The 17,777-nt window shown below is 67.5% G+C and carries 20 protein-coding genes and 1 pseudogene; 15 read left to right on the forward strand and 6 right to left on the reverse strand.

The features are described from left to right. The first annotated feature begins 17 nt into the window (after positions 1-17). The 3 genes and pseudogenes from AC3IR9_RS13440 to AC3IR9_RS13450 form a co-directional block, all read left to right on the forward strand. The gene (locus AC3IR9_RS13440; protein ID WP_489291222.1) at positions 18-923 is read left to right on the forward strand and encodes a segregation and condensation protein A; all 906 of its coding nucleotides are present in this window, start codon (positions 18-20) and stop codon (positions 921-923) included. Between the two features lie 13 nt (positions 924-936). Next, the gene (scpB, locus tag AC3IR9_RS13445) at positions 937-1,863 is read left to right on the forward strand and encodes an SMC-Scp complex subunit ScpB (RefSeq protein WP_489291223.1); all 927 of its coding nucleotides are present in this window, start codon (positions 937-939) and stop codon (positions 1,861-1,863) included. Continuing rightward, a pseudogene (locus tag AC3IR9_RS13450) lies at positions 1,856-3,586 on the forward strand (pseudouridine synthase); the annotation flags it as partial. The gene scpB and the pseudogene AC3IR9_RS13450, both read left to right, overlap by 8 nt. A gap of 359 nt (positions 3,587-3,945) precedes the next feature. Here the strand turns inward: AC3IR9_RS13450 and AC3IR9_RS13455 are convergent. From AC3IR9_RS13455 to AC3IR9_RS13465, 3 genes are all read right to left on the reverse strand, one after another. After that, on the reverse strand, positions 3,946-4,380 hold the full coding sequence (locus tag AC3IR9_RS13455) for a hypothetical protein (RefSeq protein WP_489291224.1): 435 nt from the start codon (positions 4,378-4,380) through the stop codon (positions 3,946-3,948). Between the two features lie 91 nt (positions 4,381-4,471). Beyond that, on the reverse strand, positions 4,472-5,305 hold the full coding sequence (locus tag AC3IR9_RS13460; protein ID WP_489291225.1) for an amidohydrolase: 834 nt from the start codon (positions 5,303-5,305) through the stop codon (positions 4,472-4,474). Further along, positions 5,305-6,453 carry a pyridoxal phosphate-dependent aminotransferase gene (locus AC3IR9_RS13465; protein WP_489291226.1) on the reverse strand — a complete coding sequence of 383 codons (1,149 nt, stop codon included), beginning with the start codon at positions 6,451-6,453 and terminating at the stop codon, positions 5,305-5,307. Before AC3IR9_RS13465 ends, AC3IR9_RS13460 begins: the two co-directional genes overlap by 1 nt. 100 nt (positions 6,454-6,553) lie before the next feature. On the opposite strand from AC3IR9_RS13465, the gene ccmA reads away from it, so the two are divergent. From ccmA to AC3IR9_RS13520, 11 genes are all read left to right on the forward strand, one after another. Continuing rightward, a complete protein-coding gene (gene ccmA, locus AC3IR9_RS13470) occupies positions 6,554-7,261 on the forward strand; it encodes a heme ABC exporter ATP-binding protein CcmA (RefSeq protein WP_489291227.1) in 708 nt (235 codons plus the stop codon). After that, positions 7,258-7,953 carry a heme exporter protein CcmB gene (gene ccmB / locus AC3IR9_RS13475; RefSeq protein WP_489291228.1) on the forward strand — a complete coding sequence of 232 codons (696 nt, stop codon included), beginning with the start codon at positions 7,258-7,260 and terminating at the stop codon, positions 7,951-7,953. Before ccmA ends, ccmB begins: the two co-directional genes overlap by 4 nt. 69 nt (positions 7,954-8,022) lie before the next feature. Continuing rightward, entirely contained in the window at positions 8,023-8,799 is a 777-nt protein-coding gene (ccmC, locus tag AC3IR9_RS13480) for a heme ABC transporter permease CcmC (protein ID WP_489291229.1), read from the forward strand. Further along, a complete protein-coding gene (locus AC3IR9_RS13485) occupies positions 8,796-8,981 on the forward strand; it encodes a heme exporter protein CcmD (protein ID WP_489291230.1) in 186 nt (61 codons plus the stop codon). The genes ccmC and AC3IR9_RS13485 overlap by 4 nt, the downstream gene beginning before the upstream one ends. Then, complete coding sequence (ccmE, locus tag AC3IR9_RS13490; protein WP_489291231.1) at positions 8,978-9,439, forward strand: cytochrome c maturation protein CcmE; 462 nt, start codon at positions 8,978-8,980, stop codon at positions 9,437-9,439. The genes AC3IR9_RS13485 and ccmE overlap by 4 nt, the downstream gene beginning before the upstream one ends. Next, positions 9,440-11,353: a heme lyase CcmF/NrfE family subunit gene (locus tag AC3IR9_RS13495; RefSeq protein WP_489291232.1), complete on the forward strand. Its 1,914-nt coding sequence runs from the start codon at positions 9,440-9,442 to the stop codon at positions 11,351-11,353. Between the two features lie 62 nt (positions 11,354-11,415). Further along, complete coding sequence (locus AC3IR9_RS13500) at positions 11,416-11,988, forward strand: DsbE family thiol:disulfide interchange protein (protein WP_489295836.1); 573 nt, start codon at positions 11,416-11,418, stop codon at positions 11,986-11,988. 13 nt (positions 11,989-12,001) lie between these two features. After that, a complete protein-coding gene (locus AC3IR9_RS13505) occupies positions 12,002-12,436 on the forward strand; it encodes a cytochrome c-type biogenesis protein (RefSeq protein ID WP_489295837.1) in 435 nt (144 codons plus the stop codon). Beyond that, positions 12,433-13,470 carry a tetratricopeptide repeat protein gene (locus AC3IR9_RS13510; RefSeq protein ID WP_489291233.1) on the forward strand — a complete coding sequence of 346 codons (1,038 nt, stop codon included), beginning with the start codon at positions 12,433-12,435 and terminating at the stop codon, positions 13,468-13,470. Before AC3IR9_RS13505 ends, AC3IR9_RS13510 begins: the two co-directional genes overlap by 4 nt. A 69-nt stretch (positions 13,471-13,539) precedes the next feature. Next, positions 13,540-14,652: a homoserine O-acetyltransferase MetX gene (gene metX, locus AC3IR9_RS13515; RefSeq protein ID WP_489291234.1), complete on the forward strand. Its 1,113-nt coding sequence runs from the start codon at positions 13,540-13,542 to the stop codon at positions 14,650-14,652. Next, positions 14,649-14,984 (forward strand): DUF1294 domain-containing protein, encoded by a 336-nt coding sequence (locus AC3IR9_RS13520; RefSeq protein ID WP_489291235.1) that lies wholly within the window; start codon positions 14,649-14,651, stop codon positions 14,982-14,984. Before metX ends, AC3IR9_RS13520 begins: the two co-directional genes overlap by 4 nt. A gap of 333 nt (positions 14,985-15,317) precedes the next feature. Here the strand turns inward: AC3IR9_RS13520 and AC3IR9_RS13525 are convergent, their stop codons facing one another. From AC3IR9_RS13525 to AC3IR9_RS13535, 3 genes are all read right to left on the reverse strand, one after another. Next, positions 15,318-15,659: a SymE family type I addiction module toxin gene (locus tag AC3IR9_RS13525; RefSeq protein ID WP_489291236.1), complete on the reverse strand. Its 342-nt coding sequence runs from the start codon at positions 15,657-15,659 to the stop codon at positions 15,318-15,320. A 360-nt stretch (positions 15,660-16,019) separates the two neighbouring features. Further along, positions 16,020-16,700 carry a hypothetical protein gene (locus AC3IR9_RS13530; protein ID WP_489291237.1) on the reverse strand — a complete coding sequence of 227 codons (681 nt, stop codon included), beginning with the start codon at positions 16,698-16,700 and terminating at the stop codon, positions 16,020-16,022. Between the two features lie 152 nt (positions 16,701-16,852). Continuing rightward, complete coding sequence (locus AC3IR9_RS13535; RefSeq protein WP_489291238.1) at positions 16,853-17,122, reverse strand: hypothetical protein; 270 nt, start codon at positions 17,120-17,122, stop codon at positions 16,853-16,855. Between the two features lie 294 nt (positions 17,123-17,416). On the opposite strand from AC3IR9_RS13535, the gene AC3IR9_RS13540 reads away from it, so the two are divergent. Beyond that, positions 17,417-17,770, forward strand: coding sequence for a VOC family protein (locus AC3IR9_RS13540; protein WP_489291239.1), 354 nt, complete (start codon positions 17,417-17,419; stop codon positions 17,768-17,770). Positions 17,771-17,777 lie beyond the last annotated feature (7 nt).

The raw sequence follows: 17,777 nt of genomic DNA on the forward strand, positions 1-17,777 counted from the left end.
TACTGACGTCAACTTTGATGACTTCCGAACTCGCGCTCGACGCGAACCCGCAAACCCGGCCGACCGCCCCACAGCAGCAGGAAATGCCGCTGGCCGTGGTGCATGGCCAGCCGGTGCTGCAGATCCCGCAGGACCTGTACATCCCGCCGGACGCCCTGGAAGTCATCCTGGACGCGTTCGAAGGCCCGCTGGACCTGCTGCTGTACCTGATCCGCCGGCAGAACCTGGACATCCTGGACATCCCGGTGGCCGAGATTACCCGGCAGTACGTCGAGTACATCAACGTCATGCAGGAGCTGCGCTTCGAACTGGCGGCCGAGTACCTGGTAATGGCCGCGATCCTGGCCGAAGTGAAGTCGCGGATGCTGCTGCCGCGACCGCCCAGCATCGAGGGCGATGAAGCCGATCCGCGCGCCGAGCTGGTGCGACGGCTGCAGGAGTACGAACGTTTCAAGCAGGCGGCCGAGGATATCGACACCCTGCCCCGCCAGGACCGCGACACCAGCGTGGCCCATGCCTTCGTACCCGACCGGGCCGCGGTAAAGCTGCCGCCGCCGGTGGATTTGAAGGAAATGCTGATGGCGCTGCACGACGTGCTCAAGCGCGCCGAGCTGTTCACCGGCCACGCGATCAAGCGCGAGGCGTTGAGCGTGCGCCAGCGCATGGGCGACGTGCTGGGCCGCCTGGAAGACGGCCGGTTCTACCGTTTTGAAACGCTGTTCACCGCCGAAGAAGGCAAGCTCGGGGTCTTGGTCACCTTCCTGGCCCTGCTGGAACTGGCCAAGGAGCAGCTGCTGGACATCGTCCAGGAAGCCCCGCTTGCACCGATCTACGTCAAGTCGCTGGCGTCGGGCAATACCAATGAACCGCTGCAGTTCAACAGCGAGTTCGACGACAACGACGCCGCCAACGAATCCGACTGAGCACCGCCCACGCATGGATCAACCGCTGATCAACCGTATTGTCGAAGGCGCGCTGCTGGCGTCCAGCCAGCCGCTGACGCTGGCGCAGCTGCAGGGCCTGTTCCCGGAAGAGGAACCGGCCCCGCCGGGCAGCATCGAACGCGCGCTGGAGCTGCTGGGCGAGAGCTGCGCGGACCGTGGCGTGGAACTGGTCGAAGTGGCCTCCGGCTTCCGCTTCCAGGTCACCCAGGAAGTGCACGGCTACATCACCCGGCTGTGGACCGAACGCAAGACCCGTTACACCCGCGCCACCCTGGAAACCCTGGCGTTGATCGCCTACCGCCAGCCGATCACCCGTGGCGAGATCGAACAGGTGCGCGGCGTGGCGGTGAGCAGCAACATCATCCAGGCCCTGGAAGAGCGCGAGTGGATCCGCGTGATCGGCCACCGCGACGTGCCCGGCAAGCCGGCGCTGTTCGGTACCACCAAGGGCTTCCTGGATTATTTCGGGCTCAAGCGCCTGGACGAACTGCCGCCGCTGTCCGAACTGCGCGACCTGGGGGAGCTGGAGCCGCAGCTGCCGCTGGACAACGATGGCCAGCTGGCCGGCCGCCTGGCCGCCGGCGCCGCCAGCCCGGAGGCAGCGCTGGACAGCGATGCCGCCAATGACGACACCCCGCTGCCACTGGCGGGTGAAGAAGAATCGCAGGACAATCGGCAGGGCAGCGCGGCATCGCCTGCCACCGATACCCGATACCAGGCGTCGCCGTCGCCCCGCGACGACGACGCAGCAACGACCGCCCCTGATGGCGAACCCGATACCGCGCCGGGAGAGCGTGCGGCGCCCCAGAACGAAACCGAAGACAACGCCGTCGCGACGACGACCGTGGCTGTTGACGAAGCCGATCCCGAACCAGAGGCCGACGAAACCGTCGCCGGCCGGAGCCAAGTAAATGAGTGACACCCCCCGCAAGCCGTCTTTGAACAAGCTTTCGCTCAAGCGCGAATCCGCCACCGAACAGCCCAAGCTGGAAGAGCGCCTGCACAAGGTGCTGGCCCAGGCCGGCCTTGGTTCGCGCCGCGCGCTGGAGCAGCGCATCGCCGATGGCCTGGTCAAGGTCAATGGCGAAGTCGCGCAGACCGGCATGTCGATCAAGAGCGGCGACAAGGTCGAACTGGACGGCCGTGGCTTTGTCGCCACCGCGCTGACCGAAACCTCGCGCGTGCTGGCCTACAACAAGCCGGAAGGCGAAGTAACCACCCGCGAAGACCCGGAAGGCCGCCCGACCGTATTTGAAGCGCTGCCGGCCCTCAAGGGCGCGCGCTGGATCGCGATCGGCCGCCTGGACATCAACACCACCGGCCTGCTGCTGGCCACCACCGACGGTGAACTGGCCAACGCCATGATGCACCCGTCCTACGAGGTCGAGCGCGAGTACGTGGTGCGTGTGCGCGCTCCGGAAGGCGAAGAGAAGGTGCCCGACAGCATCGTCGACCGCCTCACCCGTGGCGTGGCGCTGGAAGACGGCCCGGCCAAGTTCGACGAGATCGAACGCATCGGCGGCACCGATTCGCACGACTGGTTCCGCGTGGTCGTCAAGGAAGGCCGCAACCGCGAAGTGCGTCGCCTGTGGGAATCGCAGGGATGCCAGGTCAGCCGCCTCAAGCGCACCCGCTACGGCAAGGTCAGCCTGCCGCGCGAACTGCTGCGCGGCCAGTCGGTGGAACTGCCGGCCAAGCAGGTTGAAGCGCTGCGCGCCGAACTGAAACTCGAAGAAGGCGCGCCGTCGGCGCTGACCCTGCAGCCGGTGATCGGCCAGCGTCGCGCCGCCAAGACCACCGTGCGCGTGTCGCGCGAAGGTGGCCGCGGCAACGCCTACGTCAATGGCCACAATTCGGCCGACGAAGGCCGCGAACTGCGTCGTTTCGACAACGTACGCGAAGAACGCGGCCGGGGCCGGGGCGGCAACGGCGGCGGCTACAAGGGTGGCCTGACGGTCAGCGGCGAAGCGGCGGCCAAGCAGTCGCAGCGCCCGTTCAAGGCGCGCCCGGACAAGGGCAACCGCGCCCTGCCGGAAGGCAACCCGGCGGCATTCCGCAGCTGGTACGTGCCTGACGGTGTCAGCACCGGCCCGAGCAACCACCGCAATGCCGGCCCGGGCGCAGCCCGTGGCCCGGGTGCGCGCGGTCCCAGCGCAGGTGCCGGCGGCCAGGGTCGTCCGTACGGCAAGCCTAAAGGTCCGGGCGGTCCGGGCGGCGCCGGTGGCCAGGGTCGTGGCGGCTATGGCGGCGAGAACCGCGGTGAAGGCCGTGGCGGTTACGGCGGTGGCGGTGGCGGTGGCGAAAGCCGCGGCGGCTACGGCGGCCAGGGCCGTCCGGCCGGTGCCGGCGGCGGCTATCGTGGTGGCCAGGGCCAGGGCGGTCAAGGTGGCCAGGGCGGCCAAGGCCCGTCGCGTCACCCGTACGGCCATCCGGGCAATGCCCCGAGCTTCCCGTCCGACCACGCCAATCCGGGCAGCAGCCCGTACGGCAGCGCGCGGCCGGCCGGCAACCGTGGTCCCGGTGGTCCGGGCGGTCCGGGTGGCAACCGCGGCTTCGGCGGCCCTGGCGGCCCCGGCGGCAATCGCGGCCCGGGTGGTCCCGGTGCACGCGGTCCGGGCGGTCCGGGCGGTCCGGGCGGCAACCGTGGTCCCGGCGGCGCCAGTGCGCGCGGTCCCGGTGGCCCGGGCGGCAACCGTGGCCCGGGCGGCCCCGGTGCACGCGGCCCCGGCGGCCCGGGCGGTCGTCCCGGCGGCAGCCGCGGCCCGGGTGGCGGTGGCCACCGTGGTGGCGGTCCGCGCGGCGGCTGATCGCTGATACCCTGAGATCAAAAAACCCGGCTTCGGCCGGGTTTTTTTTGTTGCCTCCGCTCTCCTGCGTGCACCACCGTAGAGCCGACCGTTGGTCGGCTGCCGCTGAGGTTCCGCGAGGTTCAAAGCAGCCGACCAACGGTCGGCTCTACGGGCGTTGATTTACGCTGCCAGCCCCCGGGCGGATGGAACGGCTAGCGCCGCTCGATGGTGAACCGGCCTACGCCCACGCCCAGGTCCCAGCCCTTGCCGGTACCGGCCAGGGCCAGCGATACGTCACCCTTGGTCATCACCTGGGCATTGCTGGATTTGTCCGCACCGGCATGCGCTTCCACCGAGGCATACGAGCCAATCAGGTCGTCAAGCGAATAGGCGCCGGTGAACCTGCCCTTGCCGTCTACGATCTTGGACTTGCCCACGGTCAGGCCGCCGCCCTTGACGCTGATCTTGACCGGGATGCGCGCGCCGTTGTCGCAGGTGATGGTGCCGGTGCCGGAGGCGGTTTTGTACAGCACCGACCAGCCGGCAAGGTTGTAGCGCAGTTCGCAGTCGATGTTGCCGGCGGCCTGCGCGGCCGGCACCGCGCTGATGCCCGCCAGTGCGATCAATGCCAGGGAGAATTTCTTCATGGGTCCGCTCGTACTCAGTGGGGAACGAGGCGAATCTAGCAGCGTGCGCGTGTGGTCCGGATGAGCTGGCACGCGCACGTCAGGCCATCGTTCAGCCAGCGTCGACCGGGCCATCCAGGGTGAACCCATCGGCATCGAGCATCGCCGGGAAGCGTGCCCGGTGCGCGGCCAGTGCCGCCGCCGACATCGTGGTGGTGACCACCTGCTCCACCTCGCGCACCTCCACCTGCGGCTGGCCCAGGAAATCGATCACCGCGCTGTCGCCGGCATAGTGCAGCTCATTGCCATCCACGCCAATGCGGTTGACCGCCGCCACGTAGCACAGGTTTTCGATCGCGCGCGCGCGCAGCAGCGTGCGCCACGCATACGCGCGCGCCGACGGCCAGTTGGCCACGAAGATCTGCAGGTCGAAATCCAGCTCGCCGGGGCGCTCGACGTTGAAACGGTTGCGGCAGAACACCGGGAAGCGCAGGTCGTAGCAGACCTGCGGATTGATCCGCCAGCCCTTCCACTCCACGCACAGGCGCTCACTGCCAGCCGCATAACGCAGGTGTTCGTTGCCATACCGGAACAGGTGGCGCTTGTCGTAATGCTGCAGCGCGCCGTCCGGGGTGGCCCACAGCAGCCGGTTGTACACGCCCTGCCCCACCCGCAGCTGCACGCTGCCGGTCACCGCCGCGCCGAGCTTCACCGCCTGCTCGGCCATCCACGCCACGGTCGGGCCGTCCATGCCTTCGGCCTTGTCGATGGCCTCGTTGGAGAAGCCACTGGTGAAGGTCTCCGGCAGGATCACCAGGTCGGTCTGCCCGGCCAACGGCGCCAGCAGCGCACCGTAGTACTCACGGTTGCCGGCCGGGTCATGCCAGCGGGTGTCGCCCTGGACCAGGGAAACGCGCAGATCGCACCGCTCGGTGGCCGCACCCATCACAGCACCTGCAGGCGTTCGATCGCCGCATCCATCGTGGCGTCGTTCTTGGCAAAGCACAGCCGCACCAGGCGCTGCCCTTCCGGCGCGGTTTCATAGAACGGCGACAGCGGGATGGCCGCAACGCCCTTCTCGATGGTCAGCCACCTCACGAATTCATGGTCGGGCAGATCGCTGATCGCCGAGTAGTCCACCAGCTGGAAATACCCGCCGGGCACCGGCAGCGGCGTCAGCCGCGTGGTCAGCAGCTGGGTCCGGAAGCGGTCGCGCTTGGTCTGGTAGAACGCGCCCAACTCCAGGTGGTGGGCAGGCTCGTCGCGGATCATCGCGGCGAAACCATACTGGGCCGGGCCGAAGCTGGTGAAGGTGTTGTACTGGTGCACCTTGCGGAACTCCGCGCTCATCGCCGGCGGCGCGATTGCATAGCCGATCTTCCAGCCGGTGCAGTGGTAGGTCTTGCCGAAGCTGGAAATCACGAACGCGCGCTCGCGCAGTTCCGGATGACGCAGCGCCGATTCATGCCGGCGGCCGTCGTAGATGATGTGCTCGTAGACCTCGTCGGAGATCAGGTAGATACCGGTGCCGCGCAGCAGCTCGGCCAGTGCCTGCATGTCCTCGGCGGTGAGCATCGCCCCGGATGGATTGTGCGGCGTATTGACCATCAGCAGCCGCGTGCGCGGGGTGATCGCCGCACGCACGCGGTCCCAATCCACCGCGAAAGTCTGCGGGTCCAGCGCAACGTGCACCGCACGCGCGCCGGCCAGGTCGATGGCCGGCTCGTAGCAGTCGTAGGCCGGGTCGAGCACGATCACTTCCTCGCCCGGGCGGACCACCGCGTGGATGGCGTTGAAGATCGCCTCGGTGGCACCGCTGGTGACGGTGATTTCCGTGTCCGGGTCCACCTGCGCGCCATACAGGTCCAGCGACTTCTGCGCGATGGCCTGGCGCAGCGGGGCCACCCCGGTCATCGGCGGATATTGGTTCAACCCGCCGTGCATCGCCTTGATCGTTTCATCGAGCAGGCGCTGCGGTGCGGAAAAGTCCGGGAAACCCTGCCCCAGGTTCACGGCGCCATGCTCGGCAGCCAGCTGGGACATCACGGTGAAGATGGTGGTGCCCACTTTGGGCAGCTTGGTTTGCGGTTGCATCGGCCGGAAATCGAAGAAGAAGACTCCCGAAGTGTACGAAATCCGCCGGCGCCATGACGGTAGGCACCCACCGTTGATGGGTGCAACCCTCCCCAACGCCATGAACGCACGCCCCCTCCGCCGCCGGGCGTTCGGCCGATACAATGTCCGCCACGTCCCGCTGCGAAGCCCCCGCCCCTTGAACACCCCTCCGTTGCTGGCCGCACAGGGCCTGTCCTTCCGCCGCAACGACGAGCCCGTGTTCGGACCGCTCGACTTCCACATCGACGCCGGCGAAGCACTGCTGGTGCAGGGCGACAACGGCGCCGGCAAGACCACCCTGCTGCGGGTACTGGCCGGTTTGCTGCGCGCCGATGCCGGGCAGGTACAGATCGACGGCCGCCCCGCCGGGCACAAGGAACGCGCGCAGTTCGTGGCATACCTGAGCCACCTGCCCGCACTCAAGAGCGATCTGGACACGCTGGAGAACCTGCACTTCCTGTGCCGGCTGCACGGCCGCCGTACCCGGCAGATGCCGGGCAACGCGCTGGCCATCGTCGGCCTGGCCGGCTATGAGGACACCCTGGTGCGGCAGCTCTCGGCCGGCCAGAAGCGGCGCCTGGCGCTGGCCCGGATCTGGTTGTCGCCGGCCCCGCTGTGGCTGCTCGACGAGCCCTACGCCAACCTCGACCTGGACGGCATCAACCTGGTGAACCGGATGATTTCCGCGCATCTGCGCAGCGGCGGCGCAGCGCTGGTGACTACCCACGGGGCCTACGCGGCGCCGCCGGTGCAGACCCGCCTGCTCAGCCTGGGAGCGGCGGCATGATCGCCCCGGGGAGCGAACCGGGCCTGTGGCGCACCGCCAGCGCACTGGCCGGCCGCGACCTGCGCCTGGTCTGGCGACGCCGCGGCGATGCGCTGCAGCCGCTGATGTTCGCGCTGCTGGTGGTGGTGCTGTTCGCGCTGGCGCTGGGCCGCGAGCCGCCGGTGATGGCCCAGGTGGCCTCGGCCGTGCTGTGGCTGGCGGTACTGCTGGCCGGCCAGCTGGCACTGGATTCGCTGTTCCGCAGCGATGCCGAGGACGGCTCGCTGGAACAATGGCTGCTGGCGCCGGTGCCATTGGCCTGGCTGGTATTGGTGCGGGTGCTGGTGCATTGGGCCACCACCGCGCTGCCGTTGATCGTGATGGCGCCGCTGCTGGCGGAAATGCTGCATCTGCCGCATGACCAACTGCCGATCCTGATGGCATCGTTGCTGCTGGGAACACCGTTGCTGAGCCTGATCGGCGGCGTGGTAGCCGCCCTGACCGTCGGCATCCGGCGCTCTGGTATTCTCGTGGCGTTGCTGGCATTGCCGCTGTATGTGCCGGTACTGGTGTTTGGCGCAGGCAGCGTGGGTGCTGCCGCACGCGGCCAGGACCCGGTAGGCGCGCTGCTGCTGCTCGCTGCCGGGCTGGTGGTGGCGCTGGTGCTGGCACCGCTGGCCACGGCGGCGGCAATCCGCATATCGTTGAGTTGATCCTCAGTCCGCACCCCAGCAAGTCCACGTCCGCTGCATCGTCACCCTTCGTTGGATAGCCACTGCCGCATGCACTCGATCTTCCGCTGGTTCCACCAAGTCGCTTCGCCCCCCACCTTCGATCGCTTCGCTGCGCGCTGGTCGCGCGTGTTCTACGTGGCAGCGGTCCCGGTGCTGCTGGTCGGGCTGTGGCAGGGCCTGTTCGTGGTGCCGCCCGAACAGAACCAGCTGGACGCATTCCGCATCATCTACATCCACGTGCCCAGTGCGTGGATGAGCCTGTTCGTGTTTGCCCTGATGGCGCTGTATGCGGCCATCGGGCTGATCTGGCGGATCAAGATCTGCGAGATCCTGGCGATGGCGTGCGCGCCGATGGGCGCCGGCTTCACCCTGATCACCCTGCTCACCGGCAGCATCTGGGGCAAAAGCACCTGGGGCACGTGGTGGGATTGGGACCCGCGCATGACCAGCGAGCTGATCCTGCTGTTCCTGTACCTGGGCGTGATCGGCCTGTATCACGCCATCGAAGACCGCCGCAACGCCGCGCGCGCCGCCGGCCTGCTGGCCATCGTCGGGGTGGCCCTGCTGCCGGTGATCCGCTACTCGGTGGACTGGTGGGGTGGCCTGCACCAGCGCCAGTCGATCAGCATGTTCGGCGACAACGCGGTGCGCGACGCGCTGATCGCGCCGCTGTGGTGGATGGTGGCCGCGACCAAGCTGTGGTTCGTCGGTTCGCTGCTGGCCAAGGCGCGCGCGGACAACATCGCCCGCGAAGCGGGCAAAGCCTGGATCGGCGAGCGCTACGGGGCCGCCGATGCCGGGTTGGCCAGGGAGCCACTGCAATGACCCACCTGCCCTTCATCATCGCCGCCTTCAGCGTGTTCGTGCTGGTGCTGGCCTGTGATGCGCTCGGATCGTGGCTGCGGCTTGCCCATGCCCGCCGCCAGGCGCTGCGTCGCCAGCAGCGGTTGCAGGCCCGCGCCAAGCCCCCGGCATCGGTGCCAGCGGCGGCGGAGTTGAGTCGATGACGCCGGTGCAGCGCCGCCGGATGGTCTGGGTCCTGCTGCTGGTGCTTGCCTCCGGCCTGGCCACCACGCTGGTGGCGTTCGCCCTGCAACGCAATGTCGCCTACCTGTATACCCCGGCCGAAGTACTGCGCGGCGATGTCGATGCGCAGTCGCGCTTCCGCCTGGGCGGAATGGTGGTCAACGGGTCCTTCCAACGCGCCCCCGGGTCGCTGGAAGCGCATTTCGTGGTCACCGATGGCGATGCCACCCTGCCGGTGAGCACCTCGCGGATCCTGCCGGACATGTTCCGCGAAGGCACCGCGGTGGTCGCCAGTGGCCGTCTGCAGGACGGACGCTTCATCGCCGATGAAGTGCTGGCCAAGCACGACGAAAACTACATTCCCAAGGAAGTGGCCGACAAGATGGGCCAGGCACACATCAAACACGACGTGCCCGTCGCCGTGCCGGAGACACGCTGAGTGCTGCCCGAGCTGGGGCAGGTACTGCTGGTGACCGCGTTGTTGATGGCGGTGCTGCAGGCGGTGTTGCCGCTGTGGGGCGCGCACTGCAACCGCCCGGCGTGGATGGCGGTGGCGCGGCCGGCCGCGTTCGCGCAGCTGGCGCTGCTGCTGGGGGCGTTCGGGGTGTTGACCGCCGCATTCGTCACCCAGGATTTCTCGGTGCGCTATGTGGCCGAAAATTCCAACTCCCTGCTGCCGCTGGCCTACCGCTACTCGGCCGTGTGGGGCGCACACGAGGGCTCGCTGCTGCTGTGGGCGCTGGTACTGGCGCTGTGGAACGGCGCGGTCGCACGCTGGTCGCGCCAGTTGCCCATGGTGGTGCTGGCACGGGTGCTGGGCGTGCTGGGCATCATCAGCATCGGCTTTCTCGCCTTCCTGATCTTCACCTCCAACCCGTTCGCGCGGCTGCTGCCGGCACCGCTGGAAGGCCACGACCTCAATCCGCTGCTGCAGGACCCCGGGCTGATCATCCACCCGCCGATGCTCTACCTGGGCTACGTCGGCTTTGCGGTGCCGTTCGCCTTCGCCATCGCCGCGCTGCTGGAAGGCCGCGTCGATGCGCGCTGGCTGCGCTGGACCCGGCCGTGGACCAACGTGGCCTGGGGCTTTTTGACCCTGGGCATCGCACTGGGCAGCTGGTGGGCGTATTACGAGCTGGGCTGGGGCGGCTGGTGGTTCTGGGACCCGGTGGAAAACGCCAGCTTCATGCCATGGCTGGCGGGCGCGGCGCTGATCCATTCGCAGGCGGTCACCGAAAAGCGCGGCAGTTTCGCCAGCTGGACCCTGCTGCTGGCCATCGCCGCCTTCGCGCTGTCGCTGCTGGGCACCTTCCTGGTCCGTTCGGGCGTGCTCACCAGCGTGCATTCGTTCGCCGCCGATCCGTCGCGCGGCACCTTCATCCTGATTTTCCTGGCCCTGGTGATCGGCGGCGCGCTGCTGCTGTATGCGCTGCGTGCCGGTGCACTGGGCAATGACGACCCGCGTCGTGGCTTCATGCCCACCTCGCGCGAGACCCTGCTGCTGGCCAACAACCTGCTGCTGGCCGCCGCCTGCGCAATGGTCCTGCTGGGCACGCTGTACCCGCTGCTGGCCGATGCCCTGGGGCTGGGCAAGGTGTCGGTCGGGCCGCCCTACTTCGGCACCCTGTTCCTGCTGTTGATGGCCCCGCTGGTGGCACTGCTGCCGTTCGGCCCGCTGGTCAACTGGCAGCGCGACCAGGCTTCGCGCACGCTGGCGATGCTGGCCCCGTGGGCCGGGCTGGCGCTGCTGCTGGGTGCCATCGCATTTTTCATGGCCCCGCAGGGGGCATGGAAGACCGCTGCCGGCGTGACCGGCGCGGCATGGGTTGCCTTTGGCACCGGGCGTTTGGTCTGGACCCGGCTGCGTGGCAACGGCCGGTTCAACGCCGAAATGGTCGGCATGCTGCTGGCCCATGGCGGCGTGGCGGTGTTCCTGGCCGGTGCGCTGCTGGTGGAAGCGCTGAACGTGCAACGCGAAGTGGCGCTGTCGCCCGGGCAATCGCTGCAGGTGGCCGGTTACGAACTGCGCTTCGAGGGCGTGGACCACCAGCAGGGACCCAATTACAGCGCCGACCGTGGCCATGTGCGGGTGTTGCGCGGCGACCGCGACCTGGGCCTGCTGCATCCGGAAAAACGCACGTATGCCAGCGGCGGCCAGGTCATGACCGAAGCGGGCATCCTCACCCGCGTGGGCGGTGATGTGTACGTGGCGCTGGGCGAGCCGCTGGGCAACAATGCCTGGGCGGTACGCGCGCACATCAAGCCGTTCGTCCGCTGGATCTGGCTGGGCGCGCTGCTGATGGCGCTGGGTGGTTTCGTCACCGCCGCCGATCGTCGTTTCCGTCGTCCCTAGTCGTTGCCGTACAGGAGTTCCCCGTGTCCGATCCGCGCCCCACCTCCCGCCCCCTGCCGCCCATGGCCATCGTCATCGGCGTGCTGTTCTTCTTCGGGCTGCTTGGGCTGATGATTTATGGCGTGATGAAGTCCGGCGCCCCCGATCGCGACGTACTGCCCTCGGCGCTGATCGGCAAACCGGCCCCGGCATTCACCCTGCCGGTGCTGCATGACATGGACATCCAGGTCAGCAGTACCGAACTGCGCGGTGCTCCCTACGTGCTCAACGTGTGGGGCAGCTGGTGCGCGGCCTGCCGCGAAGAACATCCCATCCTGACCCGTTTCGCCGAAACCAAGCGCGTGCGCGTGATCGGTTACAACTGGAAGGACGAACCGGCCGATGCACTGCGCTGGCTGGAGCAACTGGGCAATCCGTTCGTGCTGGTACTCAGCGACATCGAAGGCCGCACCGCAATCGACTGGGGCGTCACCGCCGCACCGGAGACCTTCCTGGTGGACGCCAGCGGCGTGGTGCGCTGGAAGTACAGCGGTGCGCTCAGCCAGCGGGTGATCGACACCCAGCTGATCCCGGAACTGGAAAAGGTGGAGCGCGCCAATGCCGATGCCCAGAACCACCTGCCTGCCGCGCCGTAAGCGCGCCATGCGGCTGCGCAGCGCGCTGCTGGCCGCGGCGTTGGCGCTGCCCGGGGCCGTACTTGCCCAGGCGGTCTCCGACCCGACCCCGTTGCACTACCGCGACAATGCCGAAGAAGCACGCTTCCACGCACTGGCCGCCGAACTGCGCTGCGTGCAATGCCAGAACCAGTCGCTGGCCGATTCCAACGCACAGATCGCCCACGACCTGCGCCGCGAGGTGCTGGCATTGATGCAGCAGGGCCACGACGACGCGCAGATCAAACAGTTCCTGGTCGAGCGCTATGGCCCGTTCGTGCTGTACCGCCCGCCGATGGATGCGCGCAACAGCCTGCTGTGGTTCGGCCCGGCGCTGTTGCTGCTGGGTGGCGCAGGCGTGCTGGTGTGGGTGGTGCGCCGCCGCGCCCGCCAGCTGCAACCCATGGACAACAGCGAGGAGGGCTGGTGAGCGGATCCTGGTTGCCTACGGTAGCGGCACTGACGGCCGGAGCCATTTCGCTGGCCGTGTTGTGGCCACTGCGCGGCGCGGGCCGGCGCATGGCGTTCATCGTGCTGATCGTGGCGATGGGACTGGCTGGCTTTGCGCTGTATTCATTGGTGGGCACGCCAGAGGCGATCGAACAGGCGAGCGCTGACGGCGAGCCGGCCAACCTGCGCGACGGCGTGCAGGCGCTGGAGCAGGCGTTGGCGCGCGAGCCGCAGCGTGCCGATGGCTGGGCCCTGCTGGGTCGTTCGCAGCTGGCACTGGGCAACCTGGCCGAAGCCAACGCCGCCTACGCGCGGGCCCTGCAACTGGCCCCGGACGAAGCCAGCCTGCTGGTCGAAGCAGCCCAGGCCCGTGCCCAGGCCGATCCCGGCAAGCAGTTCGACGATACCGCGCTGCAATGGCTGCGGCATGCACAACAGTTGGCCCCGGAAAGCGAACGGGCCGGCTGGTTGATCGGTATCGCGCTGCGCCAGCGCGGCCAGGACGCCGCCGCCGCCGCCACCTGGGAGGCCTTGTTGCCCAAGCTCGACCCGGGCGCTGCCAGTGCACTGCGCGAGCAGATCGGCATTGCCCGCCAGGCAGCCGGCCTGCCCGCCGCCGCCGCCGCCCCTGCCCCGGCACCGGCACCGACCGCGCCGGCGGCCACCGCCACCGCCCTCACCGTGACCGTCACGCTCGACCCGGATTTCGCTGCGCGCGTGCGCCTGCGCGGGGATGCCAGCGTGTTCGTGATCGCGCGCGTACCGGGCGGCCCGCCGATGCCGGTCGCGGTCGAAAAGCACCCGCTCAGCGCACTGCCGTTGCAGCTGACGCTGGACGATGCGGACAGCCCGATGCCCACCCAACCGCTGTCGGCGCTGCAGGAAGTGGAGGTGTTCGCGCGGCTGTCCGCGTCCGGCCAGGCCACCCGCCAGGACGGCGATATCGATTCGCCCGTGGTGCGGGTACGCCTGCCGCATGCCGGCCCGGTATCGCTGGTGATCGGCACGCCATGATCCGGCCGGCACGATGCAGCGTGCCGTCAGTGGTACGGCGCGCCACGCCGACCCGGCTAAACTGCGCGCATGACTGAATTCATCCCCCCCGGTACGCGTTACCACGCCCTGCCCTCGCCGTTTCCCATCAAGCGCGGCGGGCAGCTGGTGGGCGCGCATGCGGCCTTTGAGACCTGGGGCACGCTGGATGCCGAGGCCGGCAATGCGATCCTCATCGTCACCGGGCTGTCGCCCGATGCGCATGCCGCTGCCAATGCGGTCAACCCGGCCGCAGGCTGGTGGGAAGGCATGCTCGGGCCGGGCAAGCCGATCGACACCGATCGCTGGTTCGTGGTCTGCGTGAACTCGCTGGGCAGCTGCAAGGGCTCCACCGGGCCGGCCACCATCGACCCGGCCACCGGCGCGTTGTACCGCCTGCAGTTTCCCGAGTTGTCGATCGAAGACGGCGCACGCGCCGCGGTCGAGGTGGTGCAGGCGTTGGGCATCCAGCAGCTGGCCTGCGTGATCGGCAACTCGATGGGCGGCATGACCGCGCTGGCGCTGTTGCTGCTGCACCCCGGTATCGCGCGCAGCCACATCAACATTTCCGGCAGCGCGCAGGCGTTGCCATTCTCGATCGCGATCCGCTCGTTGCAGCGCGAGGCGATCCGGCTGGATCCCAAATGGGACGGCGGCCAGTACAACGAAGACAGCTACCCCGAATCGGGCATGCGCATGGCGCGCAAGCTAGGCGTGATCACCTATCGCTCGGCGCTGGAATGGGACGGCCGCTTCGGCCGCGTGCGGTTGGATTCGGACCAGGCCGACGATGATCCGTTTGGGCTGGAGTTCCAGGTGGAAAGTTACCTGGAAGGCCATGCGCGGCGCTTCGTGCGCTTCTTCGACCCCAACTGCTACCTGTACCTGAGCCGCTCGATGGACTGGTTCGACCTGGCCGAGTATGGCGATGGCGACGTGCTCGCCGGGCTGGCGAAGATCCAGGTGGCCAAGGTGCTGGCGATCGGCGCCAACACTGACATCCTGTTCCCGGTGCAGCAACAACAGCAGATCGCCGACGGCCTGCGTGCCGGCGGTGCCGACGCAGCGTTCATCGGGTTGGATTCGCCGCAGGGGCATGACGCGTTCCTGGTGGATTTCGCGCGGTTCGGGCCGGCGGTAAGCGAGTTCCTCGCCGCGCTGTGACGCACGCGCGGCGCTACCTCGCCTTGGCTGCGGCAGGCGCGTTGATCGCCGCGACGATCACCGGCGTGCTACCCGCCTGGCTGGCCGCCTGGTACTTGCTGGCCAGCGTTCTGGCGTTCGCACTGTACGGGCATGACAAGCGTGCCGCCCGCCACGGCAACTGGCGCACGCCCGAACGCACCCTGCAATTGTTGGCCTTCGCCGGTGGCTGGCCGGGCGCACTGCTGGGCCAGTCGGTGTTCCGCCACAAGCACCGCAAGACCGCGTTTCAATGGGTGTTCGCGCTGTGCGTGCTGGCCAACATCGCCTCGCTGGCCGTGCTGCTGAGGTAGTGCCGGCCTCTGGCCGGCACTCCGGATTCCCGATCACTGCTCGCCCGTACGCCGCACTACCGCATACGACGCCTCCAGACGCCCGCAGCGATTCAATCCCCGCCGAACGGACAGCAATGCCATCCGTGCTGCTGCCGTGCCAGCTCCTCCAAACTCCTGTCGTCGCCGACCGCCTTCGGCCTGCGCTCGTTGGCCTCGTTGTTGCCGCCCACCACGTACTCCCGCATCAGCCGACCCAGCACCTGGTCGCGCCACGGTGCTTACGCGCCGCTGTTTCCTGAAAGCGTGCGCACAGCCCCGCGTCTACCTCAACCTGCATCACCACGCGCGCGTTCATGGCGCGCTCCCCGCACGCGCATCCGCACCCGATGCTGCCTCGCGGGCAGCACGTTGGAGCTTGCGCGGGATCTTCACGGGAACCGGCACCGGGCGTTCAACCACCGTCAGGATGATGCAGCCATGCCGCGCTTCGATCTTCAGGCGAGGACCCACATCGAAGCCGAATGTGTCCAGCCAGCGGCCGCGCAGGCGGATGTAAGGCACGACTTCCTCGCTGCCGTACTCTTCGCGGATGGGATAGAACTGCCCGCCCACTTTGCAACAGGGCGCCGGACGGGCGTAGGGTTTGCGTTTGGGGGGCTCGAACAACGGTGAACTGAGCCACTGCGCCTGCATGATGCCCCTCCTGGAAGAATCACCCTCGCCGGGATGGCGAGGGTGTCGGGAGGCTAGAACCGTGCGAATGTCCGGTGGGCGTATTTCCACGAGGGTGTTGTATTTCGCCCACTCCCGACGCAGGAAGTACCACTGTCGCATTCGCGGAGGTTCTAGACTCCGGAACACACCATGCGGGAGGGTGCAGAAGATGGAAAATCGCTTGTTTCTGTTGATCTGCACAGGTTGGTTCACCGTGCCTAAACCGCTGTCGTGATGGGCCCATTGGCTGCGTTCGAGATCACGCAAGCGCGCGGCGCAGCGCTGGCCAGCCACATCCTATGTGCTATGCCCACTACTACGAACATTTCCAGTTACCACTCACTTGCTGGCGGAACGTTCGCGCCCTTCATCGTCGTGTTTCACCGTCGCGCGACTTTTCGCGAAGTCCGGGAAGGTCTCCGCTATCGACGCTTTATCTGGCAGGACGTAGAACACCCCGCCCCGCTCGAACGTGGATTGGACGATTCGCTCGTAGAACTCGGACGAAACGTTGATGCAACCGTGGGTGACGCGGTTGTCGTCCGGGGAAGGCGATGCAAGGCGTTCGGCGCGCTTCTCGGCCGGGGTGCCCGGCGGGGTCGGATGGATGGAAACGGCGGACTCGTAGTCCACCCACAGCACGCGCCCTGCGTCGATGGACGGGCCGTAGCCGCCCACGAAGCGACCGGCGGGCGTGGTGCGATCCCGGCCCGGAATAGCGCGAAGCGCGAGCCCGGCAATGCCGGGGGCAGAATGATCGCCGGTGGCCGAGCCAAACAGCGCGGGCGCTGCGCCGCGCAGCCGGCCATCGCCGCCGAATATCAGGATCTGTGCAGCCGCCTTGTCCATGATCGCGAATGGATAGCCTTGGCTGTCCTTGCTGGCAACAACCCAACCTGCAAGTTCAATCACGGTCTCGGACACTTCCTGGCCAGGCGGAAGCTCATCGACGGCGCCGGTCTGCTGCGGGGCGGCGTCCTTGGCGTTGGCCATGCCGATACTGGCGAAGGCCAACGCCATTGCCAGCGCGCCACGCAGGCCGAGGATTGCAGGGGAAGAGCAGGTACTGATGGGACAACTCCTTAGCAGTGAAAGCGGTGGCATCAACTAAAACCGGTGGCCCGCAAAGGCCACCGGTCCACGATTCAGGCGATCCTTGCAATCAGGAGCGACTAACCGCGCGGCTTGCGACCGGGCACCCTTTCGAGCTGCTGGACGCGCCCTTCGATCTGATCCAGACGCTGGTTGGCCTGCTGCGAAGACTGATTGGCGGACTCGGCACTCTGGGCCGCGCCCTGCACCTTCACATCGAGTTGATCGAGGCGTGAGTTGATCGTTGCAAATTCGTCCTTATAGGTGGCACAGGAACTGAGGCCCACGGTGGCGACAATCGCCACAACGAGCGTACGGGCCATCGTCAACTGCTGCTTGGTCAGGAACATTGCACTCCCTCCTTTCTTCTGGGGTCTCCGGAATATAGCGGGCTTTTGGCCGGAGCCATGAACGGCTTTCAGCTGCAGTTGGAAGACGTGGAGAGGGTGTGAAGAAGTGGTCAACCAGCTGAGCAGCGGCCCCGCAAGGCGACAGGCTATGAAACACCAGTCGAGTGATACCGACGAACCGCGGCATCGATAAGTTGAATCCAAGGCCAGAAGCGCACATACCAGCACTAGGTTTGCCTCCGGCCCGCAGCTAACATCGGCCAACGCCTGCGTACGGAAGAGGTCTCCGAGCCTATGAAGATCGAGTCTATCTCTCCCATCCTTTCAGTAAACCACCTCACAGAATCGATAGAGTTTTATCGCAGCAAGCTCGGATTCGACCTGGCGTGGTCGTGGGGCGAGCCAGCCGACATTGCGGCCGTTTGCCAAGACGGCATGGAAATCACCCTCACGCAACGCGTCGGCGCCAAGCCTGCTGGCGCGGCACACGTCTATCTAGGCATATCAGGCATAGATGACTATTACGAAACCCTCGTGGCCGCGGGGGTCACGATCGTTGTCCCCATCGGGGATCGACCCTACGGCATGCGCGATTTCCGGATAGCGGACCCGAGTGGTAACGAACTAAGCATTGGGCAAGTCATCTAGAACTGAG

This window comes from Stenotrophomonas sp. GL_101 (genome assembly GCF_057835675.1).